The 23,417-nt window shown below is 65.1% G+C and carries 18 protein-coding genes and 3 pseudogenes; 14 read left to right on the forward strand and 7 right to left on the reverse strand.

Translation table 11 applies throughout. The features are described from left to right. The first annotated feature begins 106 nt into the window (after window positions 1–106). Complete coding sequence (locus tag ABLE91_RS27915; RefSeq protein WP_348935826.1) at window positions 107–355, forward strand: hypothetical protein; 249 nt, start codon at window positions 107–109, stop codon at window positions 353–355. An 8-nt stretch (window positions 356–363) separates the two neighbouring features. Here ABLE91_RS27915 and ABLE91_RS27920 read toward each other — a convergent pair whose 3' ends face one another. Continuing rightward, the gene (locus ABLE91_RS27920; RefSeq protein WP_348935827.1) at window positions 364–567 is read right to left on the reverse strand and encodes a hypothetical protein; all 204 of its coding nucleotides are present in this window, start codon (window positions 565–567) and stop codon (window positions 364–366) included. 1,039 nt (window positions 568–1,606) lie between these two features. Here ABLE91_RS27920 and ABLE91_RS27925 point away from each other — a divergent pair. Next, window positions 1,607–3,304 carry a uracil-xanthine permease family protein gene (locus ABLE91_RS27925; RefSeq protein ID WP_348935828.1) on the forward strand — a complete coding sequence of 566 codons (1,698 nt, stop codon included), beginning with the start codon at window positions 1,607–1,609 and terminating at the stop codon, window positions 3,302–3,304. Window positions 3,305–3,531: 227 nt separating this feature from the next. Here the strand turns inward: ABLE91_RS27925 and ABLE91_RS27930 are convergent, their stop codons facing one another. Continuing rightward, window positions 3,532–4,296 carry an SDR family NAD(P)-dependent oxidoreductase gene (locus tag ABLE91_RS27930; RefSeq protein WP_348935830.1) on the reverse strand — a complete coding sequence of 255 codons (765 nt, stop codon included), beginning with the start codon at window positions 4,294–4,296 and terminating at the stop codon, window positions 3,532–3,534. Between the two features lie 382 nt (window positions 4,297–4,678). Between ABLE91_RS27930 and ABLE91_RS27935 the strand changes: the two genes are divergently transcribed. The 8 genes from ABLE91_RS27935 to ABLE91_RS27970 are packed head-to-tail and all read left to right on the forward strand — an operon-like array spanning window position 4,679 to window position 16,229. Further along, window positions 4,679–5,128, forward strand: a complete 450-nt coding sequence (locus tag ABLE91_RS27935; protein ID WP_348935844.1) for a chemotaxis protein CheW — start codon at window positions 4,679–4,681, stop codon at window positions 5,126–5,128. Continuing rightward, complete coding sequence (locus ABLE91_RS27940) at window positions 5,125–6,489, forward strand: CheR family methyltransferase (RefSeq protein WP_348935831.1); 1,365 nt, start codon at window positions 5,125–5,127, stop codon at window positions 6,487–6,489. The genes ABLE91_RS27935 and ABLE91_RS27940 overlap by 4 nt, the downstream gene beginning before the upstream one ends. Further along, window positions 6,473–7,087: a chemotaxis protein CheW gene (locus ABLE91_RS27945; protein WP_348935832.1), complete on the forward strand. Its 615-nt coding sequence runs from the start codon at window positions 6,473–6,475 to the stop codon at window positions 7,085–7,087. The genes ABLE91_RS27940 and ABLE91_RS27945 overlap by 17 nt, the downstream gene beginning before the upstream one ends. A gap of 32 nt (window positions 7,088–7,119) precedes the next feature. After that, a complete protein-coding gene (locus tag ABLE91_RS27950; protein WP_348935833.1) occupies window positions 7,120–9,228 on the forward strand; it encodes a methyl-accepting chemotaxis protein in 2,109 nt (702 codons plus the stop codon). After that, window positions 9,225–11,438 (forward strand): hybrid sensor histidine kinase/response regulator, encoded by a 2,214-nt coding sequence (locus ABLE91_RS27955; protein WP_348935834.1) that lies wholly within the window; start codon window positions 9,225–9,227, stop codon window positions 11,436–11,438. Before ABLE91_RS27950 ends, ABLE91_RS27955 begins: the two co-directional genes overlap by 4 nt. Then, a complete protein-coding gene (gene cheB, locus ABLE91_RS27960) occupies window positions 11,435–12,490 on the forward strand; it encodes a chemotaxis-specific protein-glutamate methyltransferase CheB (protein ID WP_348935835.1) in 1,056 nt (351 codons plus the stop codon). Before ABLE91_RS27955 ends, cheB begins: the two co-directional genes overlap by 4 nt. Then, window positions 12,487–15,033, forward strand: coding sequence for a response regulator (locus ABLE91_RS27965; RefSeq protein ID WP_348935836.1), 2,547 nt, complete (start codon window positions 12,487–12,489; stop codon window positions 15,031–15,033). The genes cheB and ABLE91_RS27965 overlap by 4 nt, the downstream gene beginning before the upstream one ends. A 14-nt stretch (window positions 15,034–15,047) precedes the next feature. Then, window positions 15,048–16,229 carry an EAL domain-containing response regulator gene (locus ABLE91_RS27970; protein WP_348935837.1) on the forward strand — a complete coding sequence of 394 codons (1,182 nt, stop codon included), beginning with the start codon at window positions 15,048–15,050 and terminating at the stop codon, window positions 16,227–16,229. 79 nt (window positions 16,230–16,308) lie between these two features. Here ABLE91_RS27970 and ABLE91_RS29010 read toward each other — a convergent pair. Beyond that, window positions 16,309–16,830: pseudogene (locus ABLE91_RS29010) on the reverse strand (helix-turn-helix domain-containing protein); the annotation flags it as partial. Window positions 16,831–17,745: 915 nt separating this feature from the next. On the opposite strand from ABLE91_RS29010, the gene ABLE91_RS27975 reads away from it, so the two are divergent. After that, window positions 17,746–18,537, forward strand: a complete 792-nt coding sequence (locus tag ABLE91_RS27975) for a hypothetical protein (RefSeq protein WP_348935838.1) — start codon at window positions 17,746–17,748, stop codon at window positions 18,535–18,537. 196 nt (window positions 18,538–18,733) lie between these two features. Here ABLE91_RS27975 and ABLE91_RS27980 read toward each other — a convergent pair. Both ABLE91_RS27980 and ABLE91_RS27985 read right to left on the reverse strand, forming a co-directional pair. Then, window positions 18,734–18,838: pseudogene (locus tag ABLE91_RS27980) on the reverse strand (oxidoreductase); the annotation flags it as partial. A 120-nt stretch (window positions 18,839–18,958) separates the two neighbouring features. Beyond that, window positions 18,959–21,100 carry a prolyl oligopeptidase family serine peptidase gene (locus ABLE91_RS27985; RefSeq protein ID WP_348935839.1) on the reverse strand — a complete coding sequence of 714 codons (2,142 nt, stop codon included), beginning with the start codon at window positions 21,098–21,100 and terminating at the stop codon, window positions 18,959–18,961. A gap of 113 nt (window positions 21,101–21,213) precedes the next feature. Between ABLE91_RS27985 and ABLE91_RS27990 the strand changes: the two are divergent. Next, a pseudogene (locus ABLE91_RS27990) lies at window positions 21,214–21,606 on the forward strand (methionine--tRNA ligase); the annotation flags it as partial. A gap of 55 nt (window positions 21,607–21,661) precedes the next feature. Here ABLE91_RS27990 and ABLE91_RS27995 read toward each other — a convergent pair. Then, a complete protein-coding gene (locus tag ABLE91_RS27995; protein WP_348935840.1) occupies window positions 21,662–22,111 on the reverse strand; it encodes a DUF4345 domain-containing protein in 450 nt (149 codons plus the stop codon). Between the two features lie 73 nt (window positions 22,112–22,184). Then, complete coding sequence (locus tag ABLE91_RS28000) at window positions 22,185–22,502, reverse strand: EutQ-related cupin domain-containing protein (protein WP_348935841.1); 318 nt, start codon at window positions 22,500–22,502, stop codon at window positions 22,185–22,187. Here ABLE91_RS28000 and ABLE91_RS28005 point away from each other — a divergent pair. Together ABLE91_RS28005 and ABLE91_RS28010 are read left to right on the forward strand one after the other, a co-directional pair. Then, the gene (locus ABLE91_RS28005; RefSeq protein WP_348935842.1) at window positions 22,468–23,043 is read left to right on the forward strand and encodes an MFS transporter; all 576 of its coding nucleotides are present in this window, start codon (window positions 22,468–22,470) and stop codon (window positions 23,041–23,043) included. The two genes, ABLE91_RS28000 and ABLE91_RS28005, sit on opposite strands and share 35 nt — an antisense overlap. A gap of 135 nt (window positions 23,044–23,178) precedes the next feature. Beyond that, window positions 23,179–23,417 (forward strand): transposase (locus ABLE91_RS28010; protein WP_348935843.1); only part of this gene is annotated, 239 nt, incomplete at its 3' end.

The following is a 23,417-nucleotide window of genomic DNA, read 5'->3' on the forward strand; positions in this document are numbered from 1 at the left end:
TTCCGGGTGGTGCGCCACGCCCTCCCAGCCCGCCCTTGCAGATGAGGTAAACTGTTTTCACCGCAATGCTATTGAACCGAAGCGCCAGCCGCACGTTTGCAGGGTCATGCTCAGACAGACCGAAATCGCCCTATCGCACCCCATCTCTGTTAAAGGAAAACGGGGCCAAGAGCTTACAACCATCCAAGATGCGATGGCCTATATGCTGGTCGCCGTGGGGAAGGCAAAACGCCCCCTGCTTGTGGAGCACGCTGTTACAGCGCTCATGCGCGCATCTGAGACCGGGGCCAGCGGTGACATTGAAGTTGCCACCAAGCGCGTGAAAGCTGTGGTCGCCCACTGTGGTGACGTTTGAACCGACCGTTAGGCCATCACCGATAGGCAGGGGCGCGGCTGTAGCCAGCGTTCGCTTGCCCAGACATACATGCCACATTGAACAGTCGCCACGACATATTTCAGCGGCGCCCGAATTGCCGCAAAGCCAATGCGATGTCCACGACCAAGATATTGATCATCCTCCTCGTCATCACTCTTTCGGCGCTCTACCTGTTTGTCTTTGTCATGCACGCAGTCGCCTTTTTCAGCCTATGAATTCGCGATTAGGGATTTGCTGTCCAGCCACAGTTGGCACCGCGCGGCAGTGAGCCGGCGGGGCCATCGACCAGCGCGTCACCGCCCTTTCGCGCTGCCAGCCAGGCAACAATCAGCTGTCTGCGCTGGCTGGTGGCAGCACACGCCCTCGGAGTCCGTACATGGAAAGCTGACGGAGCGGCTGGTCTACACACTCTGCCAAAGCCGGCCGAGCCAACTGCATACAAGTCTTGCCAATCCCTGGGCTGCCTGAAACAAAGAGCCCCGCGCGGTCGTGAGGACGACGGGCGAGATAGATGCTTGCTTCCGGGCAGAGGTGCGGATCAGCTCGCCCGGTTTACGCGGAGCATCCCGTCGGGACTGCGCCGATCTGTGACCCAGCCACTCGTTCCGTTCAGCTCACGTTGTTTTTGGTGTGTTACGTATTCTTTCCCGGTCGTCTCCTCCCCCCGCGGAGTCGTCCCGGGTCCGGTGAGCTGAGCGGGCTTTCCCCCCGCCCGCTCAGCTCATTCGGGACTGTCCGGGTAGAGTCACCTCTCACCTATCCGCTCTAGGCGCCTCTTCTGCATATAGCGCTGCCGCCTCCCTCTTGGTTGAACAACCTGTAGAGCGTCCTGCGAGATACGCTGACAGTGCTGCATAGGCTGTCTGCACTCAACGCATCGGAATTGAGGTGCGCTTAGACGAAGCGCTTCGCCCGACGTTTCAGGGCTAGTTCGAGGCCCGGACGAGCCGCCTCCATTCCAGAGAGCGAGGCCCGTAGACAAGCCGCCAGAATTTCGCAGGTCCCCCGGCTCGGGGTTGTTCCTCTCCTACAGGCATTGTCACAATGGGTTATGGCGCGCAGCGCATGCGCTGGGTGGTTCGCCTTTTGGCATAAGGCGTGACATCGTTTTACTGCTCTTGAGCAGATGCCTACAGCCTGCGAGCGTCCAATCTCGCAGCGAGATAGGATAGGCTGATCGATCCTTGTGCAACAACCTGCACAACGTCGGTCCGCGCGAAAGTGAGCGTGATGAGTAAGCTGTACGACTTGCATTCCAGACCACCAGTCGTTGTGCTCGTAACGTCGGCTTTCCAACATATGGGATTGATGGCCGTCACGCTGGTCTTCCCGCTGCTTGTTGCCAATGCTGCCGCAGCTGACGACATCACGCGATCGCATTACGTCGCCTTGGCCATGGTCGCCATGGGCGTTGCGACCTTGCTGCAGGTGTGGGGCAAGCCGATCCTCGGTGCGTATCGGGTGGGCAGCGGCTTCCTGCTTCCCGCGGTTTTCACGGCTGCATATCTGCCCGCAGCCCTCGCAACCGCTCAGAGCAGCGGGCTTGGCGCCGTCGCGGGAATGACACTGGTTGCCGGCCTCAGCGAAATCGTTCTCAGCCGGTTCATCGTGCGCCTGCGACCCTACCTGCCGATCGAGATCGTCGGATTGGTGGTGCTGTCCATCGGGATGATCCTCGGCATCGTCGCGCTCAAGCTCATAGTCGGCTACAGCGGCAGCGGCTCACTCTCGTTCGATGGCACCGGCAGCGCACTGGTCGCGCTTTTCGTCATGATCGGTTTCACCGTCTGGGGGGCAGCCGGCGTGCGCAACCTGGCGGTTTTGATCGGGCTCATTGCCGGTGTCGCATTTCATATCCTGTTCGACATGCATGATCTTGCGGAGAAACCCGACGGAGCTGTCTGGTTTTCATTTCCAACCTGGCCACTGGCGATCCCGAGCTTTGAGATGGGCTTATTGCCCGGGTTTCTTGCGGGCTCGATCTCGTGCACGCTGCGCGCGTTCGGCGACATCGTGGTCAGCCAGAGAGCCAATAACCGGGAGTGGAAGCGTCCCGACTATGTCAGCATCCAAGCTGGCATACTGGGCGACGGGATCGGTACCGTGGCCGCGGGCATGATCGGGACGATGGGGTTGAACACCTACTCGGCGAGTGTCGGGCTCTCGGTCGCGACCGAGGTCTTTTCGCGTCGCGTGGGACTTGTGATCGGCTTTGGGTGGATCGCGCTGGGATTGCTGCCCGGCTCCGCGCGGCTCCTGTTTGCCATACCTGAAAACGTTCTGGCCGCCGCGCTTCTGTTCGCATCCGCCTTCATCGTGCTGTCGGGAATTTCGATCCTCGGGCAACGCATGGTCGACAGACGGCGCACCATCGCCGTGGGGCTTGGCTTCCTGGCGGGGCTGTCCTTCGATCAGTTCCCAGCGGTCTACGCCCAGTACCTCCCGCCGGCTTTGTTCTCGGTCCTGAACTCCTCGCTTGTACTCGCGCTCTTCACTGCGCTCGCACTGAACGCCCTGTTTCGCATCGGCAGCCATCAGTCCTACGAACTCATCTGGCATCCCGCTGATGGCTCGGCCCAACTCAAGCAATTCCTGCTCGACAGCGGCGCTCATGCCGGCGCTCGCACGGACGCCGTCGACAGGCTCGTATTGGCTGGAGAAGAGTTCAGCGAGGCCGCGCCATCGCTCTCATCCTCCTCCGCAATCTCGGTTTCCGCACGCTTTGACGAATACGCGCTGACCCTCAGCTTCGCCTGGACGGGCCGCCCGCTGCGGCCAGGACCTCCGCCAAGCCTCGAACCGGACGCGGATGATCAAGCCGCCATCGACGGTATCGTGCTGATCCTGATCCGGCGCCTCGCCGACCGTGTCTCTCAACGAGAAGGGCCTAATGGCCGCCAGGAGCTGATTTTCCGTGTGGAGCAATAAGCGGCCTGTGCGTCCGAAACCGTCACCATTCTTGCGACGTCGACTCGCAGACTGCGCTTGAGGGGCAGCCAAGGGAGCCGAAGCGCCGTTCAGGATCCAGCGGCTTGCCACCGATTCCCACCCCTGGGCGCTCGCATTGTGCTTGCTCAGCAACCGTAGGCTGTCCCTCGGTCTGACGACGGACGTCTTCAGGTGAAATCGCGTTATCACCGCGCTTGTCGAAGTGCTCACATCCCGGCGGTGAATCCCTCGTCGATCAGGATGGTCGAGCCATGCATCGCCTTTGCTTCATCGCTCGAGAGGAAAGATGCCAGCGCCGCAATGTCCTGCGGGTCGGAATAGGTTCGGCCACTCGGGGTCTTCTCCGCCATGGCGTTCAGGAAAGGCGCAAGGTCCGGTCGCGTGCGGATATCCTCATTGATGGGCGTTGCGGTGTTTCCCGGTGCAATGGCGTTCACGTTGATCCCCAGCGGCGCCAGCTCCAGGGCAAGGGAGCGGGTCAGCATCGCGATTGCGGCCTTGGTCGCGCAATAGACCGAATAGGTTCGCAGGCCCATCATGCCGGCGCAGGACGAAAGGTTCACGATCTTGCCGCCGCTACCCTGGGAGAGCATGGGGGAGAAGGCGGTGATGGCGAAGATGGTGCCCTTCAGATTGATGTCGACCATGCGGTCGACCTCGGATGCGGGCGTTCCCACGGGCGTCGGGTAGAAGACGCCGGCCGAATTGACCAGGATGTCCAGAGTTCCGAACTCGTGGGCCACACGCTGCGCAAGCGCCGCCAGTTCTTCTGCCTTGGAGACATCGGCGGTGGCCGCCTGCGCCTTCGCGCCCGAAGACCGGATGCTGTCGCAGACGGCCTGCGCCTTGGCGATATCCGAGCTTGCAATGACGTAGACGGCAGCTCCTTCCGCCGCAAGGCGCCGGCAGATCGCCTCGCCTATTCCCTGGGAGCCGCCCGTGACCAGCGCAACCTTGCCTTCGTGACGCATCGCGTTTCCACCCGTCTTTTTGTCCGCATACACATCGATGCGCGAGAAGAGGTAACGCTCCGTTTAAGGCGCGGAAGGAAGCGCCGCCGCGTACTGGCGCGATGGACTTTTAGGGCATGCGTGTCGCCCTTCCCCAACTGTCGGCTCTTAAAGACATCCAGATTCGGCTCCGACCTCCATGGCATTCGGGCTTCTGTGCTCGAGTAACCAGAATTCGGCATCCAATATTCACAGGGCGTTGTTGTGTGATCTCGTGGCGAATTGTGACGGTTCAGCTTGATTTTAGGGGAGGCCAGTGCGACAACTTTTCCAGATCACCCTCGAACGGTGAATTATGCGGGCGGGCGGGAAAATCAAGGAGTTGCACCCCTCGGTGGTGGTAATGCGGTGCGGTGGCCTCCGCATCGGCGTGCCTGTAGCCTATGTCCGGCGTGCTGTTCCAGCCCCCTTGCCCGTACCTCTCGCCGGCGTGTCGGCCTCTGTCGCAGGACTCGTGAACTTCCATGGCGAGCCGTTGGTCGTTCTTGATCCTGCCTGTCGTGGCGCGGCTGCGCGGGATGCGGTCACGCTGAACAGCCAGATCATGATCATCGATGCCGCGCACGGTCCTTTCGGACTGCTGTGCGATGGCGTCGAGAATGCGCGGCCGTTGCCGGCGCAGGCCTGGCACTCCTTGCAGGATCTCATGCCGGGTGCGGGCTATCTCGCCGCCGGCACGGTGGCTGATGAAGGCCTCATCGTGCTGTGCGACGTGGATGCATGGCTCTCTCATAAAGACATGTGCGACCTCGAGGTGGCCCTGGAGCGCCGTCTCGCCGAGGTGGCGTTGTGAGCGCGCCGGATCCCCGGCTCGTGGCCTTCCGCGCACTGGTCTCCCAGCGCCTCGGCCTCGCTCTGCCGGACCGGTTCGACCGCCACTTGCACCGCGCCCTCTACGCCGCCTCTGCCGCGGTGGGAACCGGCACGGGGGAGGCCACCTGCGCGGCGCTGGAGGCCCGGTCCTGGACCGATCCGGCGTGGCAGGCCGCCATCGCCGCCATCACGGTCCGGGAGACCTCCTTCTTCCGGCAACGGAACTGGTGGAATTGCATCGCCACCGACGCGCTGGGCCGCATCATCGCCGCGCGACGACGGGACGGGACACGCCGGCTGCGTTGCCTCAGCATCGGCTGTGCCTCCGGTGACGAGCCCTATTCGCTGGCCATGACCATCGACCGTCTGCTCATGGGCGAGCCGGGCTGGAGTGTCGAGATCATCGGCCTGGATTTGTGCGAGGCGGCCCTCGCCGAGGCACGGGCTGGCCTGTTCGGCGAGCGTGCCTTGCGCGAGGTGCCGGACGGGGAGCGCCCGCTCTGGTTCAGCCGCGTGGACCGGCAGACCCATCTTCTTGCCGAGAGCGTGCGCGCCCGGGTGGATTTCCGCCTGTTCAACCTCGCTACCTCCGTCGAGGCAAGGGAGCGCTTGCCCGCAGCGGACTTCGTCATGTGCCGCAACGTGCTGATCCACATGGAGCCTTCGCGCCAGCCGGCGACCGCCCGCTTCCTGCGTAATCAGGTGCGCGACGGAGGCGTGCTGGTGGTCGCGCCGGTGGAGGCGACCGCCTCCTGGTTCGCGCCTATGCAGGCCCACACCGCCGCGCACGCCATCTTCTTCTCCCGGGATGACGCGAAGGCCGGACTGCGGGCAAGCGTGTCCGCCCGCCCGCAGCCCCGGGCGGAGGCCACGTCCCCGGCTGTGCCGCCTCCCTCGGCGCGGCTTATGGGGGCGATGGATGAGGAGGGCGCGGCGCGCCTCAACCGCGCCCGCCGGCTCGCTGATCTCGGCCTGTTCGAGGAGGCGCGGCGACTTTGCGAGCAGGCGCTGGCGGTGAGTCCGGAGGCGGACCTGCTCATGGCCCTGGTCTGCCAGGCTTTGGGCGATCTGCCTTCGGCGCAGGCGGCGGCGCAGCGCTCCCTGGAAGCTGTCCCGTCCTCGCCAGCAGCCCATTATGTTCATGCCATCGTGTGCCTGCGCACCGGTCGGACCGAGGAGGCGCGCCAAGCGCTGGCCGACGCGGTGCGGCTGATCGGGGAGGCGCACGACAGCAGGCCCGTGGCACGGCACCTCAATATCGACGTCGGCGAGATCCGGCGCGCGGCCTCGCGCCTCGGCGGCGTGCCTCCAAGGGGAGGAGCCCATGGCCGAGTCCACTGACCCCGACCCAGGCGGCCTCGACTGGGGGAGGGCGCTGGCGCGCCTGGAGGAGATCGCCGCGCGGCTCGACGGAAGCGCGAGCGCCGAGGACTTCGCGGCGGAAATGGCCCGTCGCGCCAGCATCCTCGCTGCGCCGGAGCGGGCAGCCACTTCCGTGGCACCGCGGCAGATGGTGCTCTTCGGTTATGGCGCGGAGCAGTATGCGCTCGACATAGACCGCGCCGCCGCTGTGGTGCCGCTGACCGAAGTGGTGCCGCTGCCGGGCGTGGACGCCATCCATCTCGGCCTCGTGGTCCATCGCGGCGCGCTCTATGCGCTCATCGATCTCAACGCTTTGCTGGAGCGGCCGGTAGCGCACGACGCGGCGCCTGCCTTCGCCGTGCTCATCGAGGATCCCGACTGCGCCATCGGGCTTGCCGCCGACACACTGGTGGGGATCCGGCGCGTAGACGAGGCGCGCATCGAAGCGACCACGACCTCCTCCGCCCTCGTCACCGCCATCCTGGACGGCGGCGCGAGCCTGCTCTCTCCAGATGCCCTGACCCGCAATGCGCGCCTGATCGTCGATCACCGGCTGCGCGACACCCATGCCCCATAGGTCCCACCATGCCGCAGAGCAGGACATCGCACATGCGCATCAGCCGTCTTGTCATCCTGGGCGGCTTCCTCACCGCCCTCCTGCCGGTGGCGCTGCTGGCGGTCGGCTACACGCTGAAGACCCGTGCGCTGATGCTGGACACGACGCTGGAGCAGAACGAGCTCTTCTCCAAGGAAGCGGCGCTCTATATCGACAAGGTGCTGGTGGACCACCGGAACGTGCTCCAGTTCACGGCGCAGGCGCTGGGCGCGGATGCGCTCGATCCGGCACAGGCGTCGCCTGTCCTTGCGCGCCTGCGCGCCGCCTTCCCGCTGTTCGACCGCATCCTCGTTGCGCCGCCGAGCGGCGTGACCGCCTTCGCCGTGCCGGAGCTTGCCGATAACGGCCAGCGCGTGGCCGGTGCGAACATCTCCGACCGCGCCTATTTCCAGACGGTCCTGCGGACCAACACAGCCTACATCGATCCGGATGTGCTGCTGGGGCGCACCTCCGGCGCGCCCGTTACCATCATCGCCGCGCCCGTCCCGGGACCGAACGGCGGCGTGTCTGCGGTGCTCGTGGGCACCATCGACCTCGACTCTCTCACCCAGCTCATCGGCCGCCTGCATCTCGGCGCCTCCGGTCATGCGGTCGCCGTCACGCGTGAGGGCGTCACCGTGGCGCATCCCAACGCCCGGCTCGTGCAGCAGCGCTTCAATTTCTCCGGGACGCCCGTCTGGCAGTACCTGCGCGGCGCCGATCAGGGGCGCATCGCTTCCTATGTGGATGAGGAGAACACCACGCGCTTCGCCGCCTTCGCCACGGTGCCGGCCACCGGCTGGAAGCTCTGGCTCAGCCAGCAGCATGCGGACGTGGACGCGGAGTTTTACCAGCTCCTCGCCTCCTCCAGCCTCTGGCCGCTCGGCGCCCTGGTGGTGGGTATCCTGCTTTCGGTGCTGCTGGCCCGCATGATCGCCCGGCCCATCGAGACGCTCCATGCCACCGCGCGGGACATCGCGGCCGGCGACCTCGACCGCCGCGCGCCGGAGGAGGGGCCGCAGGAGCTGGTGAGCCTTGCCGTGGCCATCAACGCCATGGCGCAGACCCTCCAGGCCTTGGTGGTGAAGGAGCGGGGCGTGCGCGCCCAGATCGAGAGCGCCGTCACTGAGTATGGCCGCTTCGCCGAGCGCGTGGCGGACGGAGACTTCTCCGCCCAGGTAATGGTGGACAATGCGGGGGACCTGGAACGGCTCGGCCATGCGCTCAACGCCATGTCGCGCTCGCTCGGCCTACTGGTGAGCGAGATCAAGCTAGCCACCGCCCAACTCGGTTCGGCCACCGCCGAGATTCTTGCCGCCACCAGCCAGCAGGCGGCAGCCACCACGGAGGAGGCTGCGGCCGTGCGCCAGATGGCGGCGTCGGTGCACGAACTGCGTCAGGCAGGCGAATCCGTCTCCCGCCGCACCCAGGCGGTGCTGGACATGGCGCAGAAGACCGAGGTCGTCGCCGAGACCGGTCTTCATTCCGTGGAGGAGACCATCCGCTCCGCCGAGCAGGGGCGCCAGCGGCTCGAAACCCTGGCGGAGCGCGTGATGGGCTTCAGCGAGCGCACCCACGAGATTGCCGAGATCAACGCGGCGGTGGCGGAGCTGGCGGAGAAATCCAACCTCCTCGCCGTCAATGCGGGCATCGAGGCGGCCAAGGCGGGGGAGGCGGGGCGCGGCTTCGCCGTGGTGGCGACCGAGGTGAAGGAGCTGGCGGAGCAGTCCAAGGCGGCCACCGCGCAGGTCCGGCGCATCATCGCCGACATTCAGCGCTCCGCCCAGGCGGCGGTGATCGCTGCCGAGCAATATGCCAAGGCGTCCGATGCGGGGGTATCCACCTCACGGCAGTCCGGCACGTCCATCTCGACCCTGGCCGCCCGGGTCACCGAGGCCTCGCAGGCTGCGCGCCAGAACCTCGTTGCCGCCGAGCAGCAGCAGGCGGGCATCGAGCAGATCGCGCTGGCGGTGGACAATATCGAGGCCTCCTCCGCCCAGACCGTGTCCGCCACCGCCCAGGTGGAACAGTCCGCCCGCAGCCTCCATGACCTCGCCCAGACCTTGGATGACATCATTGGCCGAGTGTCCGTCCGGCCCGGTGCGGAGCGCAGGGTCTCATGAACAGGGGCGCCAAGGACGAGTTGCGCATCCGCCTCCTCGCTATCTTCCGCGAGGAGGCGGCGGACCATCTGCGCAGTATCGCCCATGAGATGGCCGCGCTGGAACAGACACCGGAGGGGGATGGCGCGCAGGCGTCACTGGACCGGCTGTTCCGCATCGTCCACACGCTCAAGGGGGCAGCGCGTTCCCTATCCGTCCGCCCCGTGGAGAAGCTCTGCCACGAGATCGAGGACCTGTGCGGCGAGGTGGTGCAGCAGCGCGCAGTGTTCGACGCCGAGGCACACGATGTCCTGCGCGACCTGACGGAATGCCTCGCCGCCGCCACCGCACAAGCGCTCGCGACACCCGCTCCGTCTCCTACGGCGCCAAAGGTGGAGGAGCCGCCCGCCCCACCGCTCCCGCCCGCGGCGCAGGCCGCTCCCGTGCCGTCGCGACCGCCTCGCGAGGCTCCGCCCGAACGGCCCGCGCCCGCTCAGCCGCAAGGGCCGCCGCCTTCCTTGGCTGTTGCACCGGTCTTCGTGCGCATCGCCACCGATCATGTGCAGCGGCTGGGGCTGATGGCCGAGGACCTGCTGGTCCCCCGGCTCGCGGCGCAGTCGCGCCTGGAGGAGGCGCGCCGGCTGCTGGCGGAGGTATCAGCCCTGCGGCGGGAGTGCCAGTCGGGCGATGTAAGGGGGGAGGGGCGGGCGACGCGCACTGCGATGACGGAGGGCCTGCGCGCGGCCGAGCAGGCGACGCGGCAGCTCACCGCCAGCCTAGCAGAGGACACCCGGGCTCTCAGAAGCGTTGCCGACGCGCTTATTGTTGAGCTGCGGCGGGCGCGCATGATGCCCGCCGGCGAGATGCTCGCGGTGTTCCCCGCCATGGTGGTGGACCTCGCGCGGGAGGCGGGCAAGGAGGTCATCTGGCGCGCGGCCGGCGCCGACCTGCTCATCGACCGCCAGGTGGCGGAGCTGATCAAGGACCCGTTGATCCATATGGTGCGGAATGCCGTGGACCACGGCATTGAGCCTCCGCCGCAGCGCGTGGCGGCGGGAAAGCCGGCCCAGGGGACGATCACGCTCTCTATCGAGCCGGCGGAGGGCGGGCGTGTCGCCATCGAACTCTCGGACGATGGGGCCGGTATCGACCTCGCTGCAGTGCGCGCGGCGGCGGTGCGCGGGCGCCTCCTCGCGCCCGAGGAGGCGCAGGCCATGCCGGATGTCGACGCGCTGGACATGGTCTTCCAGTCGAGCCTCTCCACGCGCGGCGTCATCAGTGCGGTGTCGGGGCGGGGCCTGGGGCTCGCCATCGTGCGCGAGCGGGCGGAGCGCCTGGGCGGAACGGTGCAGCTCACCTCCAGGCCAGGCGCCGGCACGGTCATGCGGCTGGAGGTGCCCGCCGCGCTCGCGAACTTCCGTGGCGTCGGCGTGCGCTCCGGCGGCCTACAGCTGGTCTGGCCGCGTGATGCAGTGGAACGCACCATCGGTCTGTCGGCGGAAGAGTACGAGGCGGCTCGCATGCGTGGCGTCCTCGCCGTGAATGGCGAACTGCTGCCCATGGGCGATCTTGGCTATGCCCTCGGCCAGGCGCCTTCCCCTGTCGCTGTCGAGGGGCTGCGTAGCGCGGTGCTCGTGCGCCATGGCACCCGGCGCGGGGTGCTGGTGGTGGACGAGGTGACAGGCGAGTGCGAGGTGGTGGTGAAGGAGCTGCGTCCGCCCCTGCTTCGGGTGCGCAACGTGCTCGCCGCCGGGCTCCTGGGCACCGGCCGCCTCGCACTCATCCTGCGGCCGGCGGACGTGCTGGAGGCGCTGGCCCAGAAGGTTCGTCGCCGCGCTGCCGAGCCGCGCCCGGTTCGCCGCCCGGGCAAGCCGCGGCTCCTGATCGTGGACGATTCCCTCACCACCCGGGCCATGGAGATGGGCCTCCTGGAGGCGGCGGGCTACGAGGTCCATGCTGCCGCCGATGGCGTCGAGGCCTGGGCCGCGCTGCAGACCCGGGACTTTGACGCCGTGGTCTCCGACGTGGATATGCCCAATATGGACGGCTTTGAGCTGACCGGGCGCATCCGCGCGGACGCGCGCCTCAGGCAACTTCCCGTCGTGCTCGTCACCGCGCTGGAGCGGCGCGAGGATCACGAGCGGGGCATCCGGCTCGGCGCCAACGCGTACATGATGAAATCGGCCTTCGACCAGTCGATGCTCATCGATCTCGTGCGGCGCGTCCTATGAGCGAGGCGGCAAAGATACGGGTTCTCGTGGTGGAGGACTCGCCGAGCCAACGGGAGATCCTTTCCTGGGTGATCCGCACCTCATCGGACCTCGTGGTGGCCGGCGAAGCGCAGAACGGCGCCGAGGCGCTGGAGCAGGTGCAGGCCCTCGCGCCCGACATCGTGCTCATGGACTGCCATATGCCGGTCATGGACGGCATCGAGGCCACCCGTGAGATCATGCGTAAGTGCCCGGTGCCCATCGTCATGACTTCGGTGAGCTTCTACGCGAGGGACCTGCATCCGGGCCTCGAGGCGCTGCGCGAGGGGGCCCTCGCCATCGTCCCGAAGCCACTGGACCCGGACGATCCGGGCTTCGATGCGGTGGTGGAGGAACTGCGGCTTTCCCTGCGCCTCATGTCGGACGTGGCGGTGGTGCGCCGCTCGCCGCCGCGCGCGCCGATGCGGGAGCGCGCGGCGCGGCCGCTGACGCAGAAGACGTCCATGATCGCCATCGGCGCCTCCACGGGCGGGCCGCCCGTCATCCTTTCCATCCTGCGCCACATCGCGACGGATCTGAAGGTGCCGGTGCTGGTGGTGCAGCACATGGCGCCCAACTTCACGGCGGGCTTTGCAAGCTGGCTCGCCCGGGGAGCCAACCTGCCGGTGGAGATGGCCGCAGCCGATGTCCTCGCCAAGCCCGGCCATGTCTATCTCGGCCCCGAGGACCGCCACCTCGGGATCGACCGGCAGGGCCGGCTGGTACTGGACGACGGGGCGCCGGAGAACGGCTTCCGCCCCTCCGTCTCGCACCTGTTCCGCACGTTGGGGGATGCCTACGGCCCGGCGGGGCTGGCCGTGCTGCTCACGGGCATGGGGGAGGACGGCGCCGAGGGCCTCGCCCATGTGGCGCGCTGCGGCGGCGTGACCGTGGCGCAGGACAAGGAAAGCTCGGTGGTGTTCGGCATGCCCGCCGCCGCGATCCGCCGGGGCGCGGCGAAGCATGTGCTCGACCCGGCCGAGATTGCCCGCTTCATCTGCGCACAACTGGCCCGAAAGAGCCTTTCTTCATGAACCAGCATGTTCCCAATATCCTCATTGCCGAGGACAGCCCCACCCAGGCGGCGCAGATCGTCCAGTTCCTGAAGCAGCTCGGCTATTCCGTCTCCGCTGCCCGTAGCGGCGTCGAGGCCTATGACCTCGCGGTGGCGGCGCCTCCAGACATCCTCATCAGCGACATCGTTATGCCCGGCATGGACGGCTACGAACTGTGCCGCCGTCTGAAGGCGACGCCGGGCCTGGAGGAGGTGCCGGTGATCCTGGTGACCTCCCTGTCCCAGCCGCAGGATGTGCTCGCGGGGCTTGAGGCGGGGGCCGACAATTTCATCATCAAGCCCTATGACGAAGAGGTTCTGCGCTCGCGCATCACCTATCTCCTGAAGAACCGCAGCCTGCGGCGCGCCGAGAAGGGGGGCGACGACATCGAGGTGGAACTGGGCGGTGAGCGACACCACATCACGGCCCGCAAGCAGCAGATCCTCGATCTCCTCATCTCCACCTACGCCCAGGCGGTCCACCTGTTCAGCGCCCTCGACCAAGGGCGGCAGGAGCTGTCCCAGTCCTACGAGGTGCTGCATGCGCTCTATGAGATCACCGAGGGCCTGAACCGCTGCCGCACCCCGGCCGACGTGGCGCTCACCTCGGTATTGCGCAGCCTCGGCGTGCCGGGCGTGCGCGACGCCTGGATCTATCTCAGGGACGATGACGGCCTGCGCCTCACCGCCCAGAAGCATGCAGGCCGCGGCGCCCCTGACGATCCCTTCCCCCCTGAGCTGCCGACGGAGGAAGAACCGGAGGGCCATGACGAGCCTATGGTCCGTTTGGCCGACGAGCGCCTCTCCGGGCCAGGTGGGTCCCGCCACCATGCCAGCATGCGCCTCAGGGTGGGCGCGCGCACCATCGGCTATTTCCACCTCGCCGGCGCTGAGCCCGCCATTTCCGGCGAGGTGGCGCTGCGCACGCTGGCGGGCATCGCCAGCCAGATCTCCATCGCGCTGGAGCGCGCGATCCTGCATACCGGCCTTGAGAACGAGGTGCGCAAGCGCACCCAGCGCCTCACCGAGGAGGTGGAGGAGCGCCGGCAGGCGACCGAGACCATCACTGCCATCTTCAACGCCTCGCCGGTGGCGCTCATTTCCCTCGACGCCCAGCTCAACGTCGCCACCTGGAACCGCACCGCCCACGAGGTCTTCAAGAGCGATGGGCAAAGCGTCGTGGGCCGGCCCTGGTCCGCGCTGTTTACCGCCCCGCCGAGGGAGCTGCGGGAGGCTATCTCGGCCATCCGCTCCGGCATCGAGGTGACGACGCTGGAGATGGACGCCATCGTCGCCAGTGGAACGGAGCTTACCATCCATATCGCTGGCGAGCCGCTCATCGAGGCCGGCGGGGTGTTCCGCGGCGCGGTGCTCGCCATCGACGACATCAGCGAGCGCCGGCAGGTCGAGGCGCAGCTCCGCCAGGCGCAGAAGATGGAGGCGGTGGGCAACCTCACCGGCGGCATCGCCCATGACTTCAACAACCTGCTCACCACCATCATCGGCAATCTCGACTTGGCGCTGATCAAGCTGGAGGACGAGGCGACGCGGCCGTTCCTGGACGTGGCCATGCGCGCCAGCCTCAGGGGCGCCGAGCTGACCAAGAAGCTGCTGGCCTTCGCCCGCAAGCAGCCCCTGGAGCCGCGCCCGCTGGAGGTGAGCGCCATGGCCAACGACCTCCGCATCATGCTGGAGGGCACGCTGGGGTCAAACATCGCCATAACGCTGTCGGTGGCGAGCGATGTACCTGATGTCTACGCTGACCCCATCCAGCTCGAAGCCGCGATCATGAATCTTGCGATCAATGCCAGAGATGCCATGCCCGACGGGGGGCGGCTCACTATCGAAGTGGCGGTCTGCGACCCGGACGAGGGCGTTAACGGGGATGCTCGCTCGGTGGTGTTCTCCGTCAGCGACACCGGCGTCGGCATCGCCCCCGAGCATCTGGAGCGCATTTTCGAGCCCTTCTTCACCACCAAGGAGATGGGGAAGGGGACGGGACTTGGCCTTGCCATGGTCTATGGCTTCGCCAACCAGTCGGGCGGCGCGCTGAACGTGGAGAGCGCGCTCGGCGCCGGCACCACGTTCCGGCTCTTCCTGCCCGGCCTGTACGGTGCGCCGTGCCCGTCGGAGGAGGAGAGCGCAAGCGAGGGGCCGTGGGTGCACGAGCCGCGGTCCATCCTGTTGGTGGAAGGCAATCCGGAGGTGCGCCGGACCATTCGTGCAACGCTGGTGGGGCTCGGCCACAAGGTGCATGATGTGGCCAATGCCGAACAGGCGCTGCTCACTTATGACACCGGCGCGCGCTTCGACTTGCTGCTGTCGGATGTGGGCCTGCCGGGGCAGATGAATGGCTGGGACCTTGCCGGGGTATTCTCGGCGCGCCGCGCCAGCGGGCGCATCCTGCTGATGTCCGCTGCACCCGAGCCGCCGTCCGGAGAGGAGGCGCCGAGCCCGCTCAAGATATTGCGCAAGCCGTTTCGCATGGAGGAGCTGCGAGACGCAATCGCGGCCATTTTCTAAAGGGACAAGTTCGCATGCCGCAACATAAGATCTTCATCTTGGACGACGAGCGGGACATCGGCGAATACATCGCCGCGGTCGCCAAGATGAACGATTTCGAGAGCCATTATTTTTTCAAAGCGGACGATTTCTTCACCGCCATCGCCTCCACGCCGCTCGCTTGCGTGGCCGTGGACCTGCAGATGCCCTGCCTCGACGGCATCGAGGTGCTCCGTCGCCTCGCCGAGATGCAGTTCCGCCGACCCATCATCATCATGAGTGGCATGGACCTGAAAGTGTTGGAATCCGCTCGCCATTTCGCGCGGGCCAACAAGCTCACAGTGAGCGACATCGTCAGCAAGCCAGTGCGGGTGGAAGAGCTGAACCGGGTGTTCGCCCGGCTGAAGGCCAATGCCCACCTTCCGCCCACCAAGGCCGATTTCGTGGAGGCTATGGCACGGGGCGAGTTCTCGCTGCACCTCCAGCCGAAGGTCGCCATCCAGCCCGACCATGGCGGGCCGAAGGGCTACCGGCCAGTGGGTTTCGAGGGGCTGGTGCGCTGGATCAGCCCCGCTAAGGGCTTGGTGATGCCAGACAGCTTCATCCCTCAGATCATGGCGGCGGGGCTCTCCGCGCAGTTGTCCGACCTGGTGTTCGACCTTGCGCTCGCCACGCTCGGGGCATGGAAGGAAAAGGGGATCGCCGCTTCGCTCGCGATCAACATGTCGGCCTCCGATGTGGAGGACGTCGCGCTTGCCGACCGGCTCTGGAACCGCTGCGCGGGGACCGGCATCGACCACCAGCGCATCACCATCGAGATCACCGAGACGGCGGCGATGGAGCATCCCGAGACCGCGCTCGACGTGCTCACCCGTCTGCGCCTGCGAGGCTTCTCCCTCTCATTGGACGATTTCGGCACGGGCTATTCCTCGCTGGTGCAGCTCCAGCGTCTGCCGTTCGCGGAGCTGAAGATCGACCGTTCGCTCATCTCCGACAGCATTTCCTCGAAGCAGACGCAGATCATTGTCAAGGCGATCATCGATCTCGGCCACAACCTTGGCCTGAACGTGGTCGCGGAGGGGGTGGAGGATGAGGAGACGCTGGAGTTGCTGCGCAAATGCGGCTGCGACCTTGTCCAGGGGTATCTGGTCTCGCGCCCGCTGTCGCCGGAGCGGGCGGAGGCCTGGTGGCTGGAGCACGGCGGGCCGAGGGATTAGCACTGGTCGATAGTGCGCGCGGGGTTTCCTCAAGAAACTTGTGCGGCAGGGGAGGGGCATCAGTCCGGTGCGCCCATTCGCTGGGGGTGCAGCCCACCGTCTCGGCGAAGACGTGGTGGAAGCGCGCATAGCTGCCGAAGGCGGCCTCCAGGGCCGTCTGGAGCAGGTTGCCGCCAGGCTTGAAGTTCGCGACGAAGCGTTCCAGGCGGATGCGGTTGCGCCAATCCAAGAAGCTGCGGTTGGTGTGCTCCACAAGGAGATGGCTGAGATAGGTGGGCGCGACGCCGTTCTCCTCAGCCAGCTCCGACAGTGAAAGGGTCGCGCCACTCTCCCGCAGCAGCATGAGGGCGCGGGTCACGGCCGGATGCATGGGCTTGAGATGGGCGGGTGGACAGTCCCGCGCCGCCCCCAGCGCGCGCTTCATCGCATAGGCAATGCCGGCATTGTAGGTATCGGGTTCGTCGGAATCCTGTGCCGCCTGGCTCAGCAGCCCATCGAGATCCACCAGTTCCTCGCCGGGGAGGACACAGGAGGGCTGGGCGGTGATCTCGGCGAGGTCTGTGCCGGTGATGAGGCCCGGCCGGAGCATGACCACCCACATTTCCAGCGTGGGCGAGCGGATGAGGCGATGCTGCTGCCCGGCAGCCAGCTAGATCAGCTTTCCCGCCTTCATCTCATAGGTCTGGTTGCCGATGGCTGCAGTCTGCTAACCGGTAGAGCCCACCCTCTCCGCATACCGGCCGATGAGGGATGTCCGGTTCGCGACGATGTATCGATGTCGGCAACGGACGCATGCTGCAGGTTCAACTCCCCCCACCCTTCTGGAATGTTGTCCCGCAACGCGCGGCAACTCTTTGTGCGGGGCAATCTAGAGCCATGGCTGTATCAAAAGCCATAGACCGTTCGCCCTCATATCTAGCCGCGGTATATCGGCCGGCTGGTACCGGCCCTTGCCAGGAAATGCCTCGTCGTGGGTCACCCCGATGTGGACGCCGTAATAGGCTAAGAGGCTCTCCGTCTCTTGGTCGGTTCCTGCGCCACCTCAGCCAATATTCTGAGCCGAGCGGGCCACACGGACAGCCCCAACGAGAGACTGGCCATCAGGCGTCGCTCAGGCGACGTTTCGGTATCTCCGCCTTGGTGCGAGGGCCAATTTTTCCAGGGAAGCGCACAATTGCTGGACCGTCGACAGCGCGAGCGGAAGGGGCAGATTCAACCACAAGCTTCAGGCCAGCTTGGGCGTATAGGGTTCGCACCTGCCGCAGATGGAGGCTAAGATGACTTCGATTGGGTCGATGTCCAATCCTTCGGAATTAGCGCTCCATACGGTACGCGGCAGCGCTACAAGCGCTGATGATCGCGCGTTCGCCCTGAGATTTCCTGGTGGACGGCCCCTGATGTCATCAACGAATACAAGAGGATGATTAGAGACTTCCCGCAAAGGGGGCACGTCGCCGTCAATAGAATCCAGCAGAGATCTTAGCCGTGCAGGATTGACGGCCAACGGGAGATTTCCATGACAAATATAGAGTCGATCCCGTATTGCAATTCCAGCAATCACTACGCTGGCGCCGATAGAGTAAACATGGCAAAGCGCGACAGTGCCTATTCTGACACCGCGGAGCAACAGGCGGAAACCGAGACCGGCAGGCCGCCATCAGTCAGTTCCGAAAGTTCTGTTGACGGCAGCCCATCTGCCGGCACTCTGAGCTTCCAGAGGAGGCTTGTTGCTTTGAATCGCCTTGATGCTTCGAACCTGAAGCCGATCGATATTTCAGAATTGCCAGAGGATCGGTACCAAAGCTTCATCGAAGGAGAAGAGGCGCGTCTCGCCGCAAATAAACAGTATCTTGAAAGCCAATATACAGACCGATCTTGGATGGATTCCGTCGAAGCGTCTCTCAAAAAGTTTCCCCCCTCGGGTAGTCCCGCCACTGCGCCATATGCCACGGTGGTCGTGGGCGGAAAGGTTGTTGCAACGATTGACAACCAGGGTGTGGTTACGACCGATGACGCTTTGGGCGAAATGGTCAGGGACATCTTGCTGGGCGAAGTAAACGATACCAATGGTCCTGACCTGGCTCAAGCCCGGGCTGACCAGATTGCCGAGATGCTGGGCGGCAGGGTGTCTAAGGCGTCCACAGGCATAACTCAGGACCAGTTCAATGCTCTTCCGGCCGCCGAAGCGCCCAAGTCCAAGACCGATTACGACGTAATAAAAAACGACCCAGCATACGCGCAGCTTCAGAAGATGTATGAGAACCTTGAAAATCTGAAGCAACAGAGGGACGCATTCCTGGCCCGATGAATAACGGTCTAACGAGAGCGGCCATGGATGTCGTCGTCATCAGCGCCGCGATCAGGGCCTTTCGACCGATGGCCCGGAATGAATTGCCGCGAAACTTCGGACGCATCTGAAAGCCACTCCGCAATGAAACCGTTTGAGAGGGCCCGCATGTGCGCTCGCGCAATCATGGCCGATACAATTTGCGGGATCTTCGATCCGAATGCTGCGCTGACCGTTCATAGGTGATCGCCACGTTTGCGCCCTTGTCGGCCAGCGCCAAAGCAATGCCGGCGCCGATACCCCGTGCTTCGGCCGTCACCAGGGCGCGCTTAAAGCCTGATCGGAGCGCGCGCTGATATCGACGATCTGTCGTTCGGCAGGCGTCAGGACGGGGCAGCTCTCTGTCAGATGACCTTTCCTCTAGGGTTTTGGCTGTCGGTCTTCATCGTGGCTCGCCGACGTCGAGGCCGGTCCATCGGGCGGCGAAGACCCACAGGTCTGCCAGCTCGTCGATGATCTTCGTCATGGGTTTTCCCGTTCCGTGTCCGGCGCGCTCGTCGATGCGCACGAGGCGGGGCTTTGGGCCAAGGTCTGCTGCCTGGAGTGCCGCGACGTATTTGAACGTGTGGCCGGGAATGACGCGGTCGTCCCTGTCTCCCGTGGTTGCCAGGATGGCGGGATAAGCCCGGCCGGGCGTAATGTTGTGGTAGGGCGAATAGGCAAGCAGGGTGTGGAAGTCCGCCTCGACCGCCGGGTCGCCGAAATCGGTCATCCAATACTGGCCACCGATGAACTTCGGGAAGCGCAGCATGTCCATGACCCCGACGCCCGCCAGGGCGGCCGCGATGAGGTCGGGGCGCTGGTTGACGACCGCGCCGACGAGGATACCCCCGCCGGATTCGCCCTGGATTGCCAGGCCGTCGGCAGACGTGATCCCCTGCTCTTTCAGATATTCGCCGGCAGCAATGAAGTCGTTGAAGCTGTTCTGCTTCTTGTTGAACCGTCCGGCATTGTGCCACGCCTTGCCATATTCGCCGCCGCCCCGGATATGGGCGATCGCGATCACCCCGCCTTGCTCCACCCAGGCGATCTGGGGCGGTGAATAGAAGGGAATCATGCTGATGCCAAAGCCGCCGTAGCCATAGAGGATGGTCGGAGCGGGCGCGGTCACATCCTTGCGGCGGACGACGAACATCGGAACGCGAGTGCCGTCCTTCGATGTGTAGAATTTCTGCTCGACCACGACCCGGTCGAGATCGAAGCCGGCTTCCGGCTTGACCCAGGCGCTGCTCGTGTTGGTCGCCACGTCATAGCGGTAAACCGTAGTCGGGGCATTGAGGCTGGTGAAAACATAGAAGGACTCATTGTCCTCCAATTTGCCCAGGAACCCTCCCGCGCTGCCGATCCCAGGCAGCTCGACGAGACCGTCAGGCGTCCCGTCCAACCTGAAACGGCGGACCTCGCTTTTCACGTCGACGAGGTAGGTCGCGATCAGCCGTTCACCGACAAGCCAGGCATTGGAGAGAATGTCTTCCTGTTCGGCCATCCACTCCTTGAAGGTTGGAGCGGCTTCGACGAGATCCAGCGTGACGATCTTCCTGCGCTCGGCGTCCTTGCTGGTCATGATGTAGAACACCCTCCCGACATTGCCGAGAACGCGCCATTCGGTTTCGAAGTCGTCGATGAGCGTGCGGGGCTTCCAGTCGTCGCTGGTGAGATCGACGACGGAGAGAGCGTTGCCAGCCAATCCGGGCAGCGAATAGATGATGGCGTAGCGGCCGTCGTCCGTGACGTCGGTGATGTTGATCAGGTGGGGCTGGTCCGGCGTCGCGTAGAGCAACTGGTCCTGCGACTGATCCGTGGCGAGCGCATGGAAATAGATGGCGTGGTTTGTAACGCTCAACTGCGAGCCCGTGTCATTCGCCGGGTAGCGGGAATAGAAGAAGCCAGAACCGTCCTTGGTCCATTGGATCTGGGTGAAGCGGCCCCACTTGACCTCGTCATCGAAAATCCTGCCGGTGGCGACATCCAGCACGCGGATCGTTCGCCAGTCCGTGCCGCCGTCCTGGATCGCATAAGCGAGCTTCGAGCCGTCCTCAGACGCGGACCATTCCGCCAGAGCTGTCGTGCCATCCTCGGACCAGCCGTTCGGATCGATCAGGACGCGTTCCACGCCGTTCACGCCCTTGCGGGCATAGAGAATTGCCTGGTTCTTCAGCCCCGAATTGCGGGTGTAGAAATAACGATCGCCACGCTTATGGGGCGGCGTGACCTGGTCGTGGTTGAACAGCGCCGCGATACGATCCCGGAACACATCGCGGCCGGGCAAGGCGGCGAGGTAGCTGGCGGTGATCTCGTTCTGGGTTTCGACCCAGGCAGCCACATCCTTGTCGCTGCGTATGTCGGTTTCGAGCCAGCGATAGGGATCGGACACTGCATGCCCGAAATGCTCTTCGACGATGTCGAGGCGCTTTGTGTCTGGATAGTCGAGTTTAGGCATGATCGGTAAAACCTCCGAAATTGGCTGAAGCGAAACTGGCGGAGCCAGAAACGGCAGTGCGTAGAAAGGTGTGCGCAAAGTCATGGCGTCTCCATTTTTGGGCACGGCGAAGCAGGGCCAAAAATGACCCACGTTGAATCTAGGTGCGGCGGTTGATCGAGAACGAGGAGATCAGAATCGTCCCGGCGCATCGGCGCAACGAGGTTCTCGCACTGCCGAACAAGGTGGCGACGGCCTGCGATTCCTACGAGCTTCATGTCGGGCTCGCTGATATCTTTGCCGTCACAGGTGAGGCGAACAGGCGCATCGTTGAGCGTGCGCCATGGGCCGACGTCAAGGCTCTGCGCGGCGATTTGAGCCCGGCCGATCGGGAAGCAACCTCCGCTCGGCTTGCTGCGTCGCTGTCCGAACAGGTCTTCGCGCTCGCGGTCGTGGCGCGCTGCCTCCTGCCGTTCCTACCGGGCTCGGCCGCCGAGTTGGATGAGAGGCTCGGGATAACGCTTCCAGAGCGCTATTGCGATCCGCTGATCGTGGATGGGGTCAAGACCGCTTCGGCGGCGGTTCTGTTTCCCAGACGCTCGCCCGCCTGACGCCGGCCGCGTTGCGGCGCGGCGTCGACGGTCGATGGGGCCGAGGCGTCCCGGATCAGGCCGCACGGGAGCGCGAGAGGAACAGGGTCCGGCGCGCCCATAACCCGGCGCCCACAAGCACGAACTCCAGGACGACGAAAGCGACCAGTGTCGTCGGGGAGCCAGGATAGAGGATAAGGGAGATGGTCCGCCCGCAGGCTGCCACGAAGAGGAAGCCCAGCAGCAGGTCAAACAGCGATCCCCGGGCCTTCAGGTCCCGGCACGCCCAGATCATGAGCACGCCCCAGCCCGCCCAGATCGCGCCGAGGAACCGCAACTGGCTGTCGACCCAGGGCTCGTTGACGGCGGCGCCGAGGTCCGCCCCGATCATCACGAGGAGCCGCGAGCCGAGGATCACGTCCGACGATCCTGTTGCGATTGCAAACAGGCCGAAGGCGGTCATGATCCCCGCGAGGAGTTTCGAACCCGGGCGGTGGGAGCCGACGGTCGTGGGGGCGGAGGTCATCGGCGGAATCCTCGAATGGGATGGAAGGGACGGCGCCCGGAAGGCGGGCGGGATGTTCGGGGCGGGATGAAGCTCATCGGGCGGCCGCTGCCGCCCGCCAGTGCGGAGAGGTGACGTAGGCCGTTACGGCCCCAGCCTCGTGCGAGCGGATCGTGACTGGCTCGCCTTTGGGCATGTAGACGATCTCGCCAGGGCCGGCCGTCATCGTCGCCTCGCCGCTGGTGACCGACAGCCGTCCCTCCAGCACGATCATCACGTCATCGACGGCCATGGTCTCCGTCAGGGTCTGGTCCGGCCCGTATCGGCCGTATCCGATCGTCACCGGCCCGCCGTGACGTTCATCGACGAGGTTGGCGGTGAACACGTCACCATCCTGGCTCACCACTGGCATCCGGGCTGTTTTGTTCGTGGTCTTCACCTTCGTCCTCGCCCACAACATTCTCTATATCTACATCCAACCTGTCCTTCAGCCCTCAGGCCTCTCTGGCAGCGTCGACATCATCCTGTTTATCTTCGGACTCGGCGCCATCGTGTCGCTCTGGATCGTTGGTGCGCTCGTCGATCGTCGCCTCCAATCCCTCGTTGTGGCGAGTGTCCTATTTTTCGGGAGTGCCGCAGCGCTGATCGGCTTCCTGGGAGACGTTGCGCAGATAATTTATCTTACCGCTATCGTATGGGGTCTGGCCTTCGGCGGTTTCGCCACGATTACGCAGACCTCTTTATCCCGTTTTGCCGGTAGTTCGGTCGATGTGGCGCAGGCCATGTACACGACGGGCTGGAATACGGCGGTCGCGGCTGGCGGCGTTGCCGGGGGGCTTTTGCTCGACCGCACAGGGACGAGCGCCTTCCCATGGATCGTCCTTGGCATTCTGGTTATCGCATTCGCAAGCGTCGTCGGTGCGATGAACAGGGCGCCACCACATAGGGTTTGAATAGCTTCAGTGAGGTCGGCGTCCGCTTTCCAGCTACGGTTCAAAGTCCGGTGCTGGCGGATATCGTTGAAAAAGTCGGCGTTGCTGCGGGGGTGAAGTGCTGATTCAGTCGTCTTCGAGATGGAGGGCGGCGCGATGATGGGCGAGCGGGCGGTGGCGCAGGAGGCGCTGTTCTACGAGTTCAACCTGGAACGGCACGTCCCGGCCGATCATATGCTGCGCGCCATTGATCGCGTGGTTGATCTGTCCGGCATCCGGGCCCATCTGCGCCCCTTCTACAGCGAAACCGGTCGCCCCTCGGTCGATCCCGAGCTGATGCTCCGGATGCTGATCGGCTATTGCTTCGGCATCCGCTCAGAGCGGCGGCTGTGCGA

Source organism: Aquabacter albus (assembly GCF_040049275.1).
Lineage (GTDB): Bacteria > Pseudomonadota > Alphaproteobacteria > Rhizobiales > Xanthobacteraceae > Aquabacter.